Origin of the sequence: Bradyrhizobium arachidis, from assembly GCF_015291705.1 — a bacterium.
GTDB lineage: Bacteria > Pseudomonadota > Alphaproteobacteria > Rhizobiales > Xanthobacteraceae > Bradyrhizobium > Bradyrhizobium arachidis.
The window spans coordinates 1,224,709-1,240,210 of sequence record NZ_CP030050.1 but is presented as its reverse complement, the minus strand read 5'-3'; the positions used below and the strand labels follow the sequence as shown (position 1 = coordinate 1,240,210).

Genomic DNA, 15,502 nt, shown 5'->3' with positions numbered 1-15,502 from the left:
GCGATAGACGTCAGGTCCGGATCAGGAGCCGGAGCCGAGGCACTTGTTGGTCTTGGTGTTGAAGTTGCCGCACTTCTTGCCGACCCAGTCGCCGATCAGGTCCTTGGAGCCGTCGAGCTCCTTCGACCAGGCATCGCCGGCAACGAGGCTCGGGGTCTTCCAGACCACGTCGAACTGGCCGTTGCCCTTGATCTCGCCAATGAACACCGGCTTGGTGATGTGGTGGTTCGGCAGCATCTTCGAGGTGCCGCCGGTCAGGTTCGGCGCCTCGATGCCGGGAAGCGCGTCGATCACCTTGTCCGGATCGGTCGACTTCACCTTCTCGACGGCCTTCACCCACATGTTGAAGCCGATCACGTGCGCTTCCATCGGGTCGTTGGTCACGCGCTTCGGGTTCTTGGTGTAGGTCTGCCAGTCCTTGATGAACTTCTCGTTGGCCGGGTTCTTGATCGACTCGAAGTAGTTCCAGGCGGCGAGATGGCCGACCAGCGGCTTGGTGTCGATGCCGGCGAGCTCTTCCTCACCCACCGAGAACGCGACCACCGGGATGTCCTTGGCCTTGATACCCTGGTTGCCGAGCTCCTTGTAGAAGGGAACGTTGGCGTCGCCGTTGATGGTCGAGACCACCGCGGTCTTCTTGCCGGCCGAGCCGAACTTCTTGATGTCGGCGACGATCGTCTGCCAGTCGGAATGACCGAACGGCGTGTAGTTGATCATGATGTCTTCCTGGGCGACACCCTTGGACTTCAGATAGGCTTCCAGGATCTTGTTGGTGGTTCGCGGATAGACGTAGTCGGTGCCCGCGAGCACCCAGCGCTTCACCTTCTCTTCCTTCATCAGATAGTCGACGGCGGGGATCGCCTGCTGGTTCGGCGCAGCGCCCGTGTAGAACACGTTACGCTCGGACTCCTCGCCCTCGTACTGCACGGGATAGAACAGGATGTTGTTGAGCTCCTTGAACACCGGCAGCACCGACTTGCGCGACACCGAGGTCCAGCAGCCGAACACGACCGAGACCTTGTCCTTGGTGATCAGCTCGCGGGCCTTCTCGGCGAACAGCGGCCAGTTCGAGGCGGGATCGACCACGACGGCCTCGAGCTTCTTGCCGAGCACGCCGCCCTTCTTGTTCTGCTCGTCGATCAGGAAGAGGATGGTGTCCTTCAGCGTGGTTTCGCTGATGGCCATGGTGCCGGACAGGGAATGAAGCACGCCGACCTTGATGGTGTCGTCCGCGGCCTTCGCACCGGAAATGGAAGCCAGGCCGAGCATCAGGCCGGCGGTCGCGGCGAGCACGCCGCGGCGGCTGAATGATGCCGCTATATCGTGAGTGGATTTGTTAAACATGAGTGTCTCGTCTCCCTGACGCAGGCGTGAATACGCTGCGAAACGGCCCCACGGCCGCCTGCGATTAACGGAATCGCAAGAACCGTGCCATGCCCGAGGCACCCACCAAGCTTTTGTTATTGCTTAAAGAATTGCCATTAATCAAAGTTTCGCCGCAGTCATATCGCCTAAATAACGAGCAATTGAAATGTATGCGAAAGCGGCAGGCAGATCATTTCGTAAGCAAAATGTCCCCTCTGGCTAAATTTGCGGCATAACTATTTCTGCACCGCAATCGCCGTTTCGGGCACGCTTGCCTTGAAAGCGCCCGCTCAATGTTCCATATGAGCAAGCGAAACCTCTTGCGAATCAAGGGGTCGTAGCGAGCCGCGTGTTCTTAAGCCCCCTTCGGGCCTCTGGCTTGCCCCATATCTCCCAAGCCATCCGACACCCCAAACACGCAGGTGTCTTCTCGACACCCTTTTGCGTACGCCGCGCCAGATGCGCCGGGCGTCCGCTTTTGACATGGAAAGAACCCGTCTTTTGACTTCGTTTCAGGACTTCGGCCTCGCCGAACCGATCGCCCGCGCTCTTCGCGAAGAGAATTACGTCACTCCCACCCCGATCCAGGCTCAAACCATTCCGCTGGCGCTGACCGGCCGCGACGTGGTCGGCATCGCCCAGACCGGCACCGGCAAGACCGCGTCATTCGCGCTGCCGATCCTGCATCGCCTGCTCGAGAACCGCATCAAGCCGCAGCCGAAGACGGCCCGCGTCCTGGTGCTGTCGCCCACCCGGGAACTGTCCGGGCAGATCCTCGACAGCTTCAACGCCTATGGCCGCCACATCCGCCTGTCCTCGACGCTCGCCATCGGCGGCGTGCCGATGGGCCGACAGGTCCGTTCCCTGATGCAGGGCGTCGACGTGCTGGTCGCGACCCCGGGCCGCCTGCTCGATCTCGTGCAGAGCAACGGACTGAAGCTCTCGAGCGTTGAATTCCTCGTGCTCGACGAGGCTGACCGCATGCTCGACATGGGTTTCATCAACGACATCCGCAAAATCGTCGCCAAGCTGCCGATCAAGCGGCAGACGCTGTTCTTCTCGGCCACCATGCCGAAGGACATCGCCGAGCTTGCCGATTCCATGCTGCGTGACCCCGCCCGCGTCGCGGTGACCCCGGTCTCCTCGACCGCCGAGCGGATCAACCAGCGCATTCTCCAGGTTGATTTCTCGGCCAAGCCGGCCTTCTTGACCAAGCTGCTGAAGGACGAAGAGATCAACCGCGCGCTGGTGTTCACCCGCACCAAGCACGGCGCCGACAAGGTGGTGAAGACGCTGGCCAAGGCCGGCATCGCCGCCAACGCCATCCACGGCAACAAGTCGCAGAACCATCGCGAGCGCACGCTGGCACAGTTCCGCTCCGGCGAGATCCGCACCCTGGTCGCCACCGACATCGCCGCCCGCGGCATCGACGTCGACGGCATCAGCCACGTCATCAATTTCGACCTGCCCAACGTGCCCGAGACCTATGTCCACCGCATCGGCCGCACCGCGCGCGCCGGCGCCGACGGCACCGCGATCTCGCTGGTCGCCGGTGGCGAGGAGCTCAGCTATCTCCGCGACATCGAGCGGCTGATCAAGGTGGCGCTGCCGCGCGAAGATCTTCGCACCGACGCCGGCCGCCGCGATGCGGGCCCCCCCGCGCCGCAACAACGACAGGGCCGGCCGGGCGGCCGCCCGGGCCAGCGTCCGCAGGGCGCACGGCACGGTGACGGACGGCGTACCGACGAAAGGCATGCCGACGGCCGACACCACAGCGCCGGCCGGCAGGGCGAAGGACGGCATGTCGACGGAAGGCCCGGCGAAGGACGCCATGTCGAGGGCAGACCTGTTGATGGCAGGCCCGGTGAAGGCCACAAGGCCTCCAAGGGGTCTCGCCGTCGCCGCGGTTCCGGTGGTAAGATGAACTCCTCACCAACCGATCGGTCGGAACAGCGTCCCGCGCATAGCGCAGGCAAGCCTGATGGAATACAAGGCGTTGCCTTTTTGCGTCGCGAGAGCCGTCCCGCCGGTCGACCGAACCGCAATCCTCATTCGCACTAGCCGTCCACCGACTGGAGACAACCACATGGCTAAGGAAGAGCTGATCCAGTTCGAAGGACTGGTCACCGAAATCCTCCCCGACGCGCGCTACCGCGTGCAGCTCGACGCCGGACACGAGATCGTCGCCTACACCGCCGGCAAGATGAAGAAGAACCGCATCAAGACGCTGGCGGGCGACCGCGTGACGGTGGAGATGTCGCCCTACGACCTCGAGAAGGGCCGGCTGATTTTCCGCCACAAGGACGAACGTCCCGCAACAGCCGGCGGACCGCCGCGAGGCGGGCCGCAGCGCGGCGGTCAGTTCCGCCGCCGCTGATCGACTCCGGCGCGCGAGCGCGGAATTAAAATTCTGACCTGTATGCTGATCTGCCGCGGACATCGCGGCGGATCAAAAAATCGTGCACGTCAGGATTGTTCTGAGGCCCTATTTCCAATAAAATGAATTAATCGATTTTCGGCCGGACGACATTAGCATCCACCGGTACAGCCGGTTCAGACACGCTGACGACCCTTCCAAAAATTCGATCTAACCTGCCTGCGCGAGCGGGCTTTTACATTGTGTATCTGAGAAGGGACTACCCCCATGAGCATGGGAACCGTGAAGTGGTTTAACGCGACCAAGGGCTATGGCTTCATTGCGCCCGACGACGGCGGCAACGACGTGTTCGTTCACATCAGCGCCGTCGAGCGCGCCGGCCTCGGCTCGCTGCGCGAAGGCCAGAAGGTCTCCTACGAGATCGTGGCCGACCGTCGTTCCGGCAAGCAGGCAGCCGACAACCTCCGCGCCGCCGGCTGAGTCACCGCTCACGGCCCGAAAGGCTCGAGCGAACAAGTCAGCAAATCGACAAGTCAAAAGAAAAGGCCGGGCGGAGTGCACGGCCTTTTTTCATGTTCGCGCCTGCTCGCAGATATCAGCACGACGACGGCACGCTGTTGTAGGGCACACAGGTGGTCTGCCGCGGCCGCGTGTAGGCAACATCGCCCAGCGGAAGGCTCGTCTTCAACACATAGCCTATCGTGGGTGAGTAAGTGTAATTCGCCTCGCCGAGGATAAGGTAGGTCGACGGAACCAGGAGCGCCGCTGGGATCATCGAGGTGACCTTATCGCCGGCCTTCCGGGCAGAGTTCGCCAGCGTCGCCTGCGTCGCTCCGCTCGCAATGGTGCCGGACTTACTCCACTGGACCGTGGCAATGCTGTCGGCATCGATGTAGATCTGCGAGATCGTGCCCTTCACGAGAGTAGCGTCGTAAGGCTGCACGATCGATATGCTTGCGGTGAACGCGTCCTGCATGTCGCTATCGGCGAGCTTGATCGACTGCGACGTCAAATCGGACAGGGTTCGTGCAATCAATGTGACCTTGCGATCGACGGCCACGGCCGACGAGAACTCGACGGTGCCGAAGAACATCACCAGCATGACCGGAACGATGACGGCGAACTCGGTCGCCGCGAGTGCGCGCCTGTCGGCGACGAACTCGCGCACGGAGCTACGGGCATTCCTCCAGATATTCGCAATCGCCTGCATTGGTCAGCTCGGGTCCATCTGTCTCAGAACGGTTCGTTCTTGAATGCAGCAGTCGCCACCAGCAACCGCTTGTTGCTGCACCCCATATTGAAGCCGAGGCCGGTGACGATGAGCGGCCACTGATAGAACAGCCGCACCACAACGACCTGGCCGGAGCCTCCGGGACTGTACTGCACGCCGCTTGGGCTGAAGCTGCAGGAATCGCCATAATTGGTGAGGCTCAACGCTCCGAACGAGCCCGCGCTCACAACGTCGATGGACAGCTTGCTGCAATCAAACAGCGCTGGGATCTGGCTGCAGACGTAGGTCTTGAATGTCGCCTGCGAACAGGGCGTGCTCACGCCGGATACCGCGCAGGCCGTCACCGTACCGGATTGCGCCTGCCCAGTCAGCAACACGCGGGCGGAACTCTGCGTGACGGTTTCGAGCACCTGGCTTGCGAAGAACATGATTGCCACCTCGATGATGGCGAACAGCAGCGCGAAGAAGACCGGTGCGACCAATGCAAACTCGACGGCTGCGGAGCCGCGGCGGTTGCGGCGAAACCGGCGCAGCGCGGCAAGCAGCGTGAACCTCGTAGGCGCAGGCGATGGCATCGCGTCAAATTCCCCAGCAGCGGACGATCATCTGCCGCCTTCAATAGCGGAAACTGATTGTTTAAGTGTTTCAGGCGATCCGCACCCGCCGGACCGCACCGTTAACGGCGCGTTAACCAAGAGCGGTTCGTGGGGACGAGGCTTGCCACAAGCAACGTTGCGGGCAGGACCAGCGATCCTGCCCGGGTAAATCGTGCCAGTTCGTCTTGCTAGTTGGTCTTGCTAGTTGGTCTTGGCGGGGCCGCCGCCACCACCGCCGGCATTGCCGCTGGCAGTGCTGGCGAGCGAACCGGCCTGGCTCATGGTGTTGTTGAAATAGGCGTCGCTGTCGCCCAGCGTCACGCGGCGCTGGCAAAGCGGCATGCAGCTGTAGGACTCGCGCTCGATCCCACGATAGACGGTGACGAGGCGGTCGCTCGGGCCTTCGACCTGGATTTGGCGGTCGACCAGGATCTCGCCGCCGCGGTCGAGCGCGATGAAATTGGTGGCGCCATAACCCTTCCCGGTCACGACGATCATGCCGCCGGGCTGGAGCGTGACGTCCGCGATCAAGGGATTGCCGACCACGATGGTCGCTACCTTGCCCGGAAGCCGGACCAGCTTGGCCTGGTCGACATTGACCGCGATGGTATCGGCGGTCGGCTCGGCAAGGCCGGCAGAAGGCGATGCCAGCACCGCGGCCGCAACCAGAAGACAGACGCGCGCATGACGGCGCAGCAACTCTTTACGCATGCTCTTACCCCCGGGACGTCACAAACCGGCAGAAGCGAACAGATAACAGCGGAGCCGGTGCCCGACCCCGCTAACCTGCCCTTAATTCGTGAACGTTCCGCAAATTCGCCGACTATTGTTTGAATGGACGGGCATTTTGCGGCGCTCGAAGGCGCCGGCCCCCGCCTCTAACGCCGGAACGGATAGGCGAGCTGGCCGGCGATCTCCTTCGGCATGGTCGCTTCGTCCTTGCCGTAGTCCTTCGGCAGCTCACCCTTCGGCATGCGGAAGGTCCCGAACAGCACGTCCCAGATCGGGAAGGTGCCGGCGAAATTGGTGTCGCCGCCTTCCTCGAGCGACGTGTGGTGCCAGCGGTGGAACACCGGCGTCGCCAGCACGTATCTGAACGGCCCGAAGGTCCAGTTCAGGTTGGCGTGCACGAAGGCCGAATGGAAGGTGGTGAACGGGCCGACCCAGATCATCACGTTCGGCGAGATGCCGGCCATCAGCAGCACGACGTCGACGCCGATCGTGCCGAGCACCAGGTTGACCGGATGAAAGCGCGCCGCCGAGATCCAGCTGATCTCCTCGGAGGAGTGATGGATGGCGTGGTACTTCCAGAACTCGCCACCATGAAACAGCCGGTGCAGCCAGTACAGCATGAAGTCGGCGAGCACCAGGAACAGCACGCCCTGGACCCAGAGCGGCAGTTGCGAGAGCGGGCCGTGACCGTTGTCGTAGAAGGCGATCAGCTCGTCGGCGTCGTGGATGTTGAAGACGATGCCGGCGGTGACGATCAGCAGCCCGATCCGCATGGTGCGGGCGAACACCGGAACGAAGAACCAGTAGCAGATGTCGGTGACGATCTCCCGCTTGCGCCACCACGACGGACCGGGATTGCAGGCCCAGAAATGTTCGAGCACCGTGAAAACCACCGCGAGCGCGAAGGTGACGGGGATCACCTTCTCGATGGTCTCGCCAAGCATCAGGGCGACTTGCATGGGCAGGCTCGACATCGTCGCCTCTCTTCTGAACTCTGGTCCTGCCTAGGCCTACTCCGCGAAATTTAAGGGACGGTGAAGCCGATGCTGCGCTTGCGGCGGGTCCGGAACCGAGGCGAATTGCAGCTTGCGCCTTAAGGCGACATTCACTCTGGCCAAAAGCGCCGTGCAGGACGCGTGTTTACGCGATCGAATTAACTCTACCGAAAGAGCTCGGCTCTCATGTTCGGCGCGTCAACGACAGCGCCGAACGAGGCGAACACACACACCAGATGGAGTTACGTTCATGAAGAATCTGATTGCGCGTTTCGCGAAGGACGAATCCGGCGCCACCGCCATCGAATACGGCCTGATCGCCGCCGGTATCGCGCTGGCCATCATCACTGTCGTCAACAACCTCGGCAGCACGATGAACACCAAGTTCGGCTCGATCAGCTCCTCGCTGAAGTAAGCCCCGCGACACGACGGCAAAAGCCCCGGACCTCCGGGGCCTTTGTTTTTTCGAAGACGGCGAGTTCCAGTGGCGTTGCGCAAGTACACAACCGATGCCGCGGTCGCGGCGAGTGAGGCGGAGGCGGCACAGACCGGCTCGCCGGCCTATTGGGTCTGCCTTGCGCTGCTGCTTGCGACGGTCGCGCTCGCCGCGCGCATTGCCAGCTTCTGGTGAACGCGCTTTCGGCGGGCTTATGCCCTCAGGGCCGCCGCCGTTGTCGGTTTGTTTAGCACTGCCGGCTAGCATCGCGCGACGCCCGATCCCGCGACGAACCCAGGCTCAAGAACAGGCCTCAAGACGCCCATGATCCTCGACCTTGCGCGCCTTCTGCTCTTTCCGGCCCTGATGGCCTTCGCCGCCGCGAGCGATCTCTTCACGATGACGATCTCGAACCGCGTGTCGCTGGCGCTGGTGGCGGGGTTCTTCGTGCTCGCTTTCGCAGGTGGCATGGCACCTTACGAGATGCTCAGCCATGTCGGCGCCGGCGCGCTGCTGCTGGCCGTGGCCTTCACCTGCTTTGCGATGGGCTGGATGGGCGGCGGCGACGCCAAGGTCGCAGCTTCCGTCGCGCTGTGGTTCGGCTTCGCGCCGCTGATGGACTTCCTGCTCTACGCCTCGCTGTTCGGCGGCGCGCTGACGCTGCTTCTGCTCCAGTTCCGGCAATGGCCGCTGCCCTTTGGCCTCGCCGGCCAGGCCTGGCTTGCGCGGCTGCACGACAAGGAAACCGGCATTCCGTACGGCATTGCGCTCACGCTTGGCGCGCTGATGGTCTATCCGGAGACCGAGTGGGTGAAGGCGATCGACCTTACTCACTTCGCACTGCGCTGAACACGCCGGGTAAACCAGGCGTTAAGGCGATTTAGATACGCCTCATTAACCATGCTTTGACGAATAGCTGGTCAACTGCCGATTACGGCGGCGGCAGCGTCGCGGCGTTCTGTTGGAAAGTGAAGCGTATGAATAGGGCACGCATTGTCGTCCTGACGGTTGCCATCTGCGCCGGCGGTGTCGCCGCGTATCTGGCGAGCGGCTCGGACAATTCTGCGCCGACCCAAGTGGCGCAAGCTCCGCAGCTTCCGACTGTCGACGTCCTGGTCGCCAAGAACGACATCGGCCTCGGCCAGACCGTGAAGCCGGACGATGTGCAATGGCAGACCTGGCCGGCCGCGACTGCCAGCTCCACTTTCATTCGCCGCAACGAGCGTCCCGAGGGCGCTTCCCAGGTGACCGGCTCGATCGCGCGCGCGCCTTTCATCCAGGGTGAGCCGATCCGCGACCAGAAGCTGGTCAAGGCCGAGGGCTCCGGCTTCATGGCGGCCATCCTGCCCAGCGGCATGCGGGCGATCTCGACCGAGATCTCGCCGGAGACCGGCGCGGGCGGCTTCATCCTGCCCAACGATCGCGTCGACGTGCTTCTGACCCGCCGCCTGAAGAACCCCGACCAGAGCAGCGGCGCGCCCGATATCGTCACCTCCGAGATCATCCTGTCCAACGTCCGCGTCCTGGCCATCGACCAGGCTCCGAAGGAGAAGGACGGCCAGAACACGGTGGTCGGCAAGACCGTCACGCTCGAGCTCAATCCGGCACAGACCCAGGCGCTGTCCTCGGCCCGTCAGGCCGGAACGCTGTCGCTGGCGCTGCGCAGCATCGCCGACGTCAAGATGAGCGAGATCACGCTCGACGATTCCTTGCAGAAGCGCGATGGCGTTTCGATCATTCGCTACGGTATCCCGAGCTCGACCGCGAAGGCACGATGAGGACTGTCGATATGAAATGCAGGGCAGATTTGGCGACGATGCGAACCTCACTGGTCCGCGCCCTGTCGTTCTCGGCCGCTCTTGCGCTGACGCTGAACCCGGTGCTCACCCCCGTGGTCGCCGCCGACTATCGCCCCGTGACGCCGGTCGCGGCCGACGGCCAGATGAACGCGCGCTTCCTCTCGCTCGGCGTCGGCAAGTCCATCGTGATCGACCTGCCGCGCGACATCAAGGACGTGCTGGTCGCCGACCCCAAGATCGCCAATGCGGTGGTCCGCTCGGCGCAGCGCGCCTACATCATCGGCGCCTCGGTCGGCCAGACCAACATCGTGTTCTTCGATTCCGCCGGCCAGCAGATCGCGGCCTATGACATCGCGGTCAAGCGCGATCTCAATGGCGTGCGCGCCGCGCTGAAGCAGGTCCTGCCGAACGCCGACATCCAGATCGACGGGCTCGGCGACGGTGTCGTGCTGAGCGGCTCGGCGGCGAATCCGCTCGAAGCGCAGCAGGCCAACGATCTCGCCGCGCGCCTCGCCGGCGGCGCCGACAAGGTGGTGAACTCGATCGTGATCCGCGGCCGCGACCAGGTCATGCTGAAGGTGACGGTGGCCGAGGTCCAGCGCAGCATCGTCAAGCAGCTCGGCATCGACCTGACTGCGAACCTGAACTACGGCACCTCGGTGGTGAGCTTCACCAACACCAACCCGTTCACGGCTCTCGGCCACAACCTCGTCGACGGCAACAATCTGACCGCGAAATTCGGCGGGGCCCCGTCGGTGCAGGCCACCCTTCGCGCGATGGAAACCGCGGGCGTGATCCGCACGCTGGCCGAGCCGAACCTCACCGCGATCTCCGGCGAGTCCGCGACCTTCATCGCCGGCGGCGAATTCCCGGTGCCGGCAGGCTATGCGTGCGATCCCACCACGCATGTCTGTACCACCCAGATCAGCTTCAAGAAGTTCGGCATCTCGCTCAACTTCACTCCGGTCGTTCTGAGCGAGGGCAAGATCAGCCTGCGGGTGATGACCGAGGTCTCGGAGCTTTCGAACGAAAATGCGATCACGTTGTCCCAGGCTGTGACCTCGACCTCGGTGAACTCGCTGACGGTGCCCTCGATCAGGACCCGCCGCGCCGAGACCTCGCTGGAAATTCCCTCCGGCGGCGCGATGGCGATGGCCGGCCTGATCCAGCAGCAAACCAGGCAGGCGGTCAGCGGATTGCCGGGCCTGATGCAGCTCCCGATCCTCGGCACGCTGTTCCGCAGCCGCGACTTCGTCAACAACGCGACCGAGCTGGTCGTGATCGTGACGCCCTACGTCGTTCGCGCAACGGCACCAAAGGACCTGTCGCGGCCGGATGACGGCTTCGCAGCGCCCGCCGATCCGCAGGCTGAGCTGATCGGCAACATCAACCGCATCTACGGCGTGCCCGGCCGGACCGAACCGGCCAAGAACTACCGCGGCACCTACGGCTTCATTACCGACTGAGCGGAACGGGGACTTCACGATGATGACTAGACCACCCCAGCTTCGCAAACGCGCCATCCGCCTCGGTGGCGCGCTCGTCGGCATGGCGCTCGCGCTCGGCGGCTGCCAGCACGACGAGGTCACGACCGCCTCGATTCCCGACGACTACAGGCAGCGCCATCCGATCGCGATCGAGGAGCAGAACCGCTCGATCGTCGTCTTCGTCGGCCATGCCCGCGGCGGATTGACCGCCGCCCAGCGCGCCGACGTGATGGGCGTCGCGTCGGCCTGGCTGCATGAAGGCACCGGTGCGATCCGCATCGACGTGCCGTCCGGCACGCCCAATGCGCGCCCGGTCGCGGAGACGATGCGTGAGATCCAGGCCATGCTGGCGGGAGCCGGCATCCCCCCGCGCGGCATCAACGTTCGTCCCTACCAGCCGGACGACAGGCGCTTCCTGCCGCCGATCCGGCTCACTTATTCCAGGATCGCCGCGGTCGCGGGTCCCTGCGGCCTGTGGCCGGAGGACATCGGACCGTCGATGAAGAACAAGAGCTGGTTCGAGAACAAGGACTATTACAACTACGGCTGCGCCTATCAGCGCAATCTGGCGGCGATGGTCGACAATCCGTCGGATCTCGAGCAGCCGCGGCCTGAAACTCCGCCCTACACGGCGCGTCGCATCACGGCCTTCGAGAAATATCGCAAGGGAACGACGACGGCGACGACCTATCCCGAATCCGACAGGGCCAAACTCAGCGACACCGGCAAATGATCAGCTACGCTCGCCAGACCCAAGAAGAGCAGCCGGAGGCCCCGCCGCCGGTCGAGGAGCATATTGCGCCTGCGCCGCGTGTTTCGGTCCAGGCCTTCTGCGAGACCGTGGAGACCGCTGCCGCGGTGCAGTCGGCCGGCGAGGATCGCCGTCTCGGCAAGGCTCATCTGAAGATCCAGATGGGCGGCATGGCGGCCGCGATCGAGGCCTACCGCTCGGCACCGACGCCGAACGTGATCGTGCTCGAGAGCGACGGCCGCAACGACCTCCTGGGCGGGCTCGACCAGCTCGCCACCGTCTGCGACGCCGGCACCCGCGTGGTCGTGATCGGCCGCATCAACGACGTCATGCTCTATCGCGAGCTGGTGCGCCGCGGCGTCAGCGATTACGTGCTCGCGCCGGTCGGCCCGATCGACGTCGTCCGCTCGATCTGCAACCTGTTCTCGGCGCCGGAAGCCAAGGCGGTCGGCCGCATCATCGCCGTGGTCGGCGCCAAGGGCGGCGTCGGAGCCTCCACCATCTCCCACAACGTCGCCTGGGCGATCGCGCGCGACCTCGCGATGGACGCGGTGGTCGCCGATCTCGACCTCGCCTTCGGCACCGCCGGGCTCGACTACAACCAGGACCCGCCGCAGGGCATTGCCGACGCCGTGTTCTCGCCTGATCGCGTCGACACCGCCTTCATCGACCGCCTGCTGTCGAAATGCACCGACCATCTCAGCCTGCTGGCTGCGCCGGCGACGCTCGACCGGGTCTATGATTTCGGCACCGACGCCTTCGATGCCGTGTTCGACACGCTGCGCTCCACCATGCCCTGCATCGTGCTCGACATCCCCCACCAATGGTCGGGCTGGACCAAGCGCGCCTTGATCGGGGCCGACGACATCCTGATCGTCGCGGCGCCCGACCTCGCCAACTTGCGCAACACCAAGAACCTGTTCGACCTGCTGAAGGCCTCGCGCCCCAACGACCGGCCGCCGCTGTACTGCCTTAACCAGGTCGGCGTCCCCAAACGGCCCGAAATCGCCGCGGCGGAGTTCGCCAAGGCGATCGAGAGCCAGCCGGTGGTCTCGATCCCGTTCGAGCCTCAGATCTTCGGCTCGGCGGCCAACAACGGCCAGATGATCGCGGAGATCTCCGCCAACCACAAGTCGATCGAGATGTTCCTTCAGATCGCCCAGCGCCTGACCGGCCGCAGCGAGACGAAGAAACAAAAGTCGTCCCTGCTTTCACCGCTGATTGAGAAGTTGCGGGGAAAATAGGCCGCCGCATGGAGTCGTTAAGTGTTCGGTAAGCGTAGCGGAACAGACACCGACCTTCGGGCCCCCAAGCCCGGTGCCGTGTCGCCAGAGCCGACCCCGGCTCCGGCGCCGACGGTGTCGCGCGCGCCACCTCCGCCGGCGGTCGCCTCGCCGCCGCTCGCCCCGATCAAGGCCCCGCCGCCGCCTCCGATGGAGAGCCGCCGCTCGGACAATTATTACGAGGTCAAGGCCACCATCTTCGGCGCGCTGATCGAGGCCATCGACCTGGCCCAGCTCGCCAAGCTCGATTCCGAATCCGCGCGCGAGGAAATCCGCGACATCGTCAACGAGATCATCGCGATCAAGAACATCGTGATGTCGATCGCCGAGCAGGAAGAGCTGCTCGACGACATCTGCAACGACGTGCTCGGCTACGGCCCGCTCGAGCCCCTGCTGTCGCGCGACGACATCGCCGACATCATGGTGAACGGCGCCAACACCGTCTACATCGAGGTCGGCGGCAAGATCCAGCGCACCGGCATCCGCTTCCGCGACAACCAGCAGCTGCTCAACATCTGCCAGCGCATCGTCAGCCAGGTCGGCCGGCGCGTCGACGAATCCTCGCCGATCTGCGACGCGCGTCTCGCCGACGGCTCCCGCGTCAACGCCATCGTGCCGCCGCTGTCGATCGACGGGCCCGCACTCACCATCCGCAAGTTCAAGAAAGACAAGCTGACGCTGGATCAGCTCGTCAAGTTCGGCGCGATCTCGCCGGAGGGCGCCGAGATCCTCCAGATCATCGGCCGCGTCCGCTGCAACGTGCTGATCTCTGGCGGTACCGGCTCGGGCAAGACTACGCTGCTCAACTGCCTCACCAACTACATCGAGCACGACGAGCGCGTCATCACCTGCGAGGACGCCGCCGAGCTCCAGCTCCAGCAGCCCCATGTGGTGCGGCTGGAAACCCGCCCGCCCAACATCGAGGGCGAGGGCCAGGTCACCATGCGCGAACTGGTGCGTAACTGCCTGCGTATGCGCCCCGAACGCATCATCGTCGGCGAGGTCCGCGGACCCGAGGCGTTCGACCTGCTCCAGGCCATGAACACCGGCCATGACGGCTCGATGGGCACGCTGCACGCCAACAACCCGCGCGAGGCGCTGTCGCGCTGCGAATCCATGATCACGATGGGCGGCTTCTCCCTCCCTTCGCGAACCATTCGCGAGATGATCTGCGCCTCGATCGACGTTATCATCCAGGCCGCGCGTCTTCGCGACGGCTCGCGCCGCATCACCCACATCACCGAGGTGATGGGCATGGAAGGCGACACCATCATCACCCAGGACATCTTCCTCTACGACATGGTCGGCGAGGACGCCAACGGCAAGATCATCGGCCGGCACCGCTCGACCGGCATCGGCCGCCCGAAGTTCTGGGAGCGAGCCCGCTACTATGGCGACGAGAAGCGCCTTGCCGCCGCGCTTGACGCTGCGGAAGTGGCGCCGAAGACGTAAGCAGGTCAGCGCGCCATGAACATGCAGGTCCTCGCCCTCGCCTTCCTCGCCACCGCCGCCGTCGGCGGCATCGCCTGGGTCTTCCTCTATCCGCTGCTGTCGGGGGAACGAAAGGCCGAAAGCCGCCGTGCCTCGATCGCGCGCGCCGAGGCGCCGACCGCGCGCCAGGCCGAGAAAACGCAACGCTCGCGCCGCGAGCAGGTGGAGTCCACGCTCAAGGATCTCGAGGCCCGGCGCCTTCAGGAGAAGAGCGCCTCGCTCAGCGTCCGCCTGTCGCAGGCGGGGCTAGACTGGACACCGCAGAAATTCTGGATCGTCTCCGGCATCGTGGCGGCCGTGTGCTTCGCCGCCGTTATGTTCGGCGGCGGCGGTCTGCTCGGCGCCAGCGGCCTCGCCTTTGCCGCCGGCCTCGGCCTGCCACGCTGGGCGCTTGGCTTCCTGAAGAAGCGCCGCGAAACCAAGTTTCTGCAGGCGTTGCCCGATGCGGTCGACGTCATCGTACGCGGCATCAAGGCGGGCCTGCCGCTATTCGAATCGATCAAGGTCGTCGCCGCCGACTCGCCGGAGCCGCTGCGCAGCGAGTTCCTCGCCATCATCGAGACGCAGGCGATCGGCATGCCGCTTGGCGAGGCCTGCTCGCGGCTCTACGAGCGCATGCCGCTGCCGGAAGCCAATTTCTTCGGCATCGTGGTATCGATCCAGCAGAAGTCGGGCGGCAACCTCTCCGAAGCGCTCGGCAACCTCTCCAAGGTGCTGCGCGACCGCAAGAAGATGAAGGAGAAGATTCAGGCGATGTCGATGGAAGCCAAGGCCTCCGCCGGCATCATCGGCTCGCTGCCGCCGATCGTGATGTTCCTCGTCTATCTCACGACGCCGCAATACATCTCCCTGCTTTGGACCCATCCGACCGGCCAGTTCATGCTGGTCTGCTGCGTCATCTGGATGTCGATCGGCATCATGGTGATGAAGAAGATGATCAATTTCGACTTCTGACGGTG

At 64.2% G+C, this 15,502-nt stretch carries 17 protein-coding genes; 12 read left to right on the top strand and 5 right to left on the bottom strand.

Translation table 11 applies throughout. The features are described from left to right. Positions 1 to 21: 21 nt before the first annotated feature. Positions 22 to 1,344 (bottom strand): urea ABC transporter substrate-binding protein, encoded by a 1,323-nt coding sequence (urtA, locus tag WN72_RS06130; RefSeq protein ID WP_027561196.1) that lies wholly within the window; start codon positions 1,342 to 1,344, stop codon positions 22 to 24. A gap of 480 nt (positions 1,345 to 1,824) precedes the next feature. On the opposite strand from urtA, the gene WN72_RS06125 reads away from it, so the two are divergent. From WN72_RS06125 to WN72_RS06115, 3 genes are all read left to right on the top strand, one after another. After that, entirely contained in the window at positions 1,825 to 3,426 is a 1,602-nt protein-coding gene (locus WN72_RS06125; protein WP_051378230.1) for a DEAD/DEAH box helicase, read from the top strand. 25 nt (positions 3,427 to 3,451) lie between these two features. Beyond that, positions 3,452 to 3,742, top strand: coding sequence for a translation initiation factor IF-1 (infA, locus tag WN72_RS06120; RefSeq protein ID WP_008546913.1), 291 nt, complete (start codon positions 3,452 to 3,454; stop codon positions 3,740 to 3,742). A gap of 267 nt (positions 3,743 to 4,009) precedes the next feature. After that, complete coding sequence (locus tag WN72_RS06115; RefSeq protein ID WP_027561198.1) at positions 4,010 to 4,222, top strand: cold-shock protein; 213 nt, start codon at positions 4,010 to 4,012, stop codon at positions 4,220 to 4,222. A gap of 115 nt (positions 4,223 to 4,337) precedes the next feature. Here the strand turns inward: WN72_RS06115 and WN72_RS06110 are convergent, their stop codons facing one another. The 4 genes from WN72_RS06110 to WN72_RS06095 all read right to left on the bottom strand — a co-directional run bounded on the left by WN72_RS06110 (position 4,338) and on the right by WN72_RS06095 (position 7,275). Further along, positions 4,338 to 4,952, bottom strand: a complete 615-nt coding sequence (locus WN72_RS06110; protein ID WP_092216595.1) for a TadE/TadG family type IV pilus assembly protein — start codon at positions 4,950 to 4,952, stop codon at positions 4,338 to 4,340. A gap of 23 nt (positions 4,953 to 4,975) precedes the next feature. Further along, entirely contained in the window at positions 4,976 to 5,548 is a 573-nt protein-coding gene (locus WN72_RS06105) for a TadE/TadG family type IV pilus assembly protein (protein WP_027561200.1), read from the bottom strand. A gap of 222 nt (positions 5,549 to 5,770) precedes the next feature. Beyond that, on the bottom strand, positions 5,771 to 6,280 hold the full coding sequence (locus WN72_RS06100) for a pilus assembly protein N-terminal domain-containing protein (RefSeq protein WP_092216596.1): 510 nt from the start codon (positions 6,278 to 6,280) through the stop codon (positions 5,771 to 5,773). A 167-nt stretch (positions 6,281 to 6,447) separates the two neighbouring features. Further along, positions 6,448 to 7,275 carry a sterol desaturase family protein gene (locus WN72_RS06095; protein ID WP_027561202.1) on the bottom strand — a complete coding sequence of 276 codons (828 nt, stop codon included), beginning with the start codon at positions 7,273 to 7,275 and terminating at the stop codon, positions 6,448 to 6,450. 271 nt (positions 7,276 to 7,546) lie between these two features. Here WN72_RS06095 and WN72_RS06090 point away from each other — a divergent pair, with 271 nt between their 5' ends. The 9 genes from WN72_RS06090 to WN72_RS06050 all read left to right on the top strand — a co-directional run bounded on the left by WN72_RS06090 (position 7,547) and on the right by WN72_RS06050 (position 15,497). Continuing rightward, positions 7,547 to 7,711, top strand: a complete 165-nt coding sequence (locus tag WN72_RS06090; protein WP_008546920.1) for a Flp family type IVb pilin — start codon at positions 7,547 to 7,549, stop codon at positions 7,709 to 7,711. A 75-nt stretch (positions 7,712 to 7,786) separates the two neighbouring features. Beyond that, complete coding sequence (locus WN72_RS06085) at positions 7,787 to 7,927, top strand: hypothetical protein (RefSeq protein WP_167380855.1); 141 nt, start codon at positions 7,787 to 7,789, stop codon at positions 7,925 to 7,927. A 129-nt stretch (positions 7,928 to 8,056) separates the two neighbouring features. Then, a complete protein-coding gene (locus tag WN72_RS06080; RefSeq protein WP_027561203.1) occupies positions 8,057 to 8,581 on the top strand; it encodes an A24 family peptidase in 525 nt (174 codons plus the stop codon). Positions 8,582 to 8,709: 128 nt separating this feature from the next. After that, on the top strand, positions 8,710 to 9,510 hold the full coding sequence (cpaB, locus tag WN72_RS06075; protein ID WP_167380862.1) for a Flp pilus assembly protein CpaB: 801 nt from the start codon (positions 8,710 to 8,712) through the stop codon (positions 9,508 to 9,510). An 11-nt stretch (positions 9,511 to 9,521) separates the two neighbouring features. Continuing rightward, positions 9,522 to 10,997: a type II and III secretion system protein family protein gene (locus tag WN72_RS06070; protein ID WP_027561205.1), complete on the top strand. Its 1,476-nt coding sequence runs from the start codon at positions 9,522 to 9,524 to the stop codon at positions 10,995 to 10,997. A 19-nt stretch (positions 10,998 to 11,016) separates the two neighbouring features. Next, on the top strand, positions 11,017 to 11,751 hold the full coding sequence (locus WN72_RS06065; RefSeq protein ID WP_027561206.1) for a CpaD family pilus assembly protein: 735 nt from the start codon (positions 11,017 to 11,019) through the stop codon (positions 11,749 to 11,751). Next, a complete protein-coding gene (locus WN72_RS06060; protein ID WP_027561207.1) occupies positions 11,748 to 13,013 on the top strand; it encodes a CpaE/TadZ family protein in 1,266 nt (421 codons plus the stop codon). The genes WN72_RS06065 and WN72_RS06060 overlap by 4 nt, the downstream gene beginning before the upstream one ends. Before the next feature lie 21 nt (positions 13,014 to 13,034). Beyond that, complete coding sequence (locus WN72_RS06055; protein ID WP_027561208.1) at positions 13,035 to 14,504, top strand: TadA family conjugal transfer-associated ATPase; 1,470 nt, start codon at positions 13,035 to 13,037, stop codon at positions 14,502 to 14,504. A gap of 15 nt (positions 14,505 to 14,519) precedes the next feature. Further along, positions 14,520 to 15,497: a type II secretion system F family protein gene (locus WN72_RS06050; RefSeq protein WP_027561209.1), complete on the top strand. Its 978-nt coding sequence runs from the start codon at positions 14,520 to 14,522 to the stop codon at positions 15,495 to 15,497. The last annotated feature ends 5 nt before the right edge of the window (positions 15,498 to 15,502 follow it).

Coding starts and splice junctions, on each gene's coding strand:
- WN72_RS06080 (WP_027561203.1), top strand. CDS start 8,057: ATGATCCTCGACCTTGCGCGCCTTCTGCTCTTTCCGGCCCTGATGGCC.
- infA (WP_008546913.1), top strand. CDS start 3,452: ATGGCTAAGGAAGAGCTGATCCAGTTCGAAGGACTGGTCACCGAAATC.
- WN72_RS06060 (WP_027561207.1), top strand. CDS start 11,748: ATGATCAGCTACGCTCGCCAGACCCAAGAAGAGCAGCCGGAGGCCCCG.
- WN72_RS06100 (WP_092216596.1), bottom strand. CDS start 6,280: ATGCGTAAAGAGTTGCTGCGCCGTCATGCGCGCGTCTGTCTTCTGGTT.
- WN72_RS06110 (WP_092216595.1), bottom strand. CDS start 4,952: ATGCAGGCGATTGCGAATATCTGGAGGAATGCCCGTAGCTCCGTGCGC.
- urtA (WP_027561196.1), bottom strand. CDS start 1,344: ATGTTTAACAAATCCACTCACGATATAGCGGCATCATTCAGCCGCCGC.
- WN72_RS06050 (WP_027561209.1), top strand. CDS start 14,520: ATGAACATGCAGGTCCTCGCCCTCGCCTTCCTCGCCACCGCCGCCGTC.
- WN72_RS06105 (WP_027561200.1), bottom strand. CDS start 5,548: ATGCCATCGCCTGCGCCTACGAGGTTCACGCTGCTTGCCGCGCTGCGC.
- WN72_RS06125 (WP_051378230.1), top strand. CDS start 1,825: ATGCGCCGGGCGTCCGCTTTTGACATGGAAAGAACCCGTCTTTTGACT.
- WN72_RS06115 (WP_027561198.1), top strand. CDS start 4,010: ATGAGCATGGGAACCGTGAAGTGGTTTAACGCGACCAAGGGCTATGGC.
- cpaB (WP_167380862.1), top strand. CDS start 8,710: ATGAATAGGGCACGCATTGTCGTCCTGACGGTTGCCATCTGCGCCGGC.
- WN72_RS06095 (WP_027561202.1), bottom strand. CDS start 7,275: ATGTCGAGCCTGCCCATGCAAGTCGCCCTGATGCTTGGCGAGACCATC.
- WN72_RS06070 (WP_027561205.1), top strand. CDS start 9,522: ATGAAATGCAGGGCAGATTTGGCGACGATGCGAACCTCACTGGTCCGC.
- WN72_RS06090 (WP_008546920.1), top strand. CDS start 7,547: ATGAAGAATCTGATTGCGCGTTTCGCGAAGGACGAATCCGGCGCCACC.
- WN72_RS06065 (WP_027561206.1), top strand. CDS start 11,017: ATGATGACTAGACCACCCCAGCTTCGCAAACGCGCCATCCGCCTCGGT.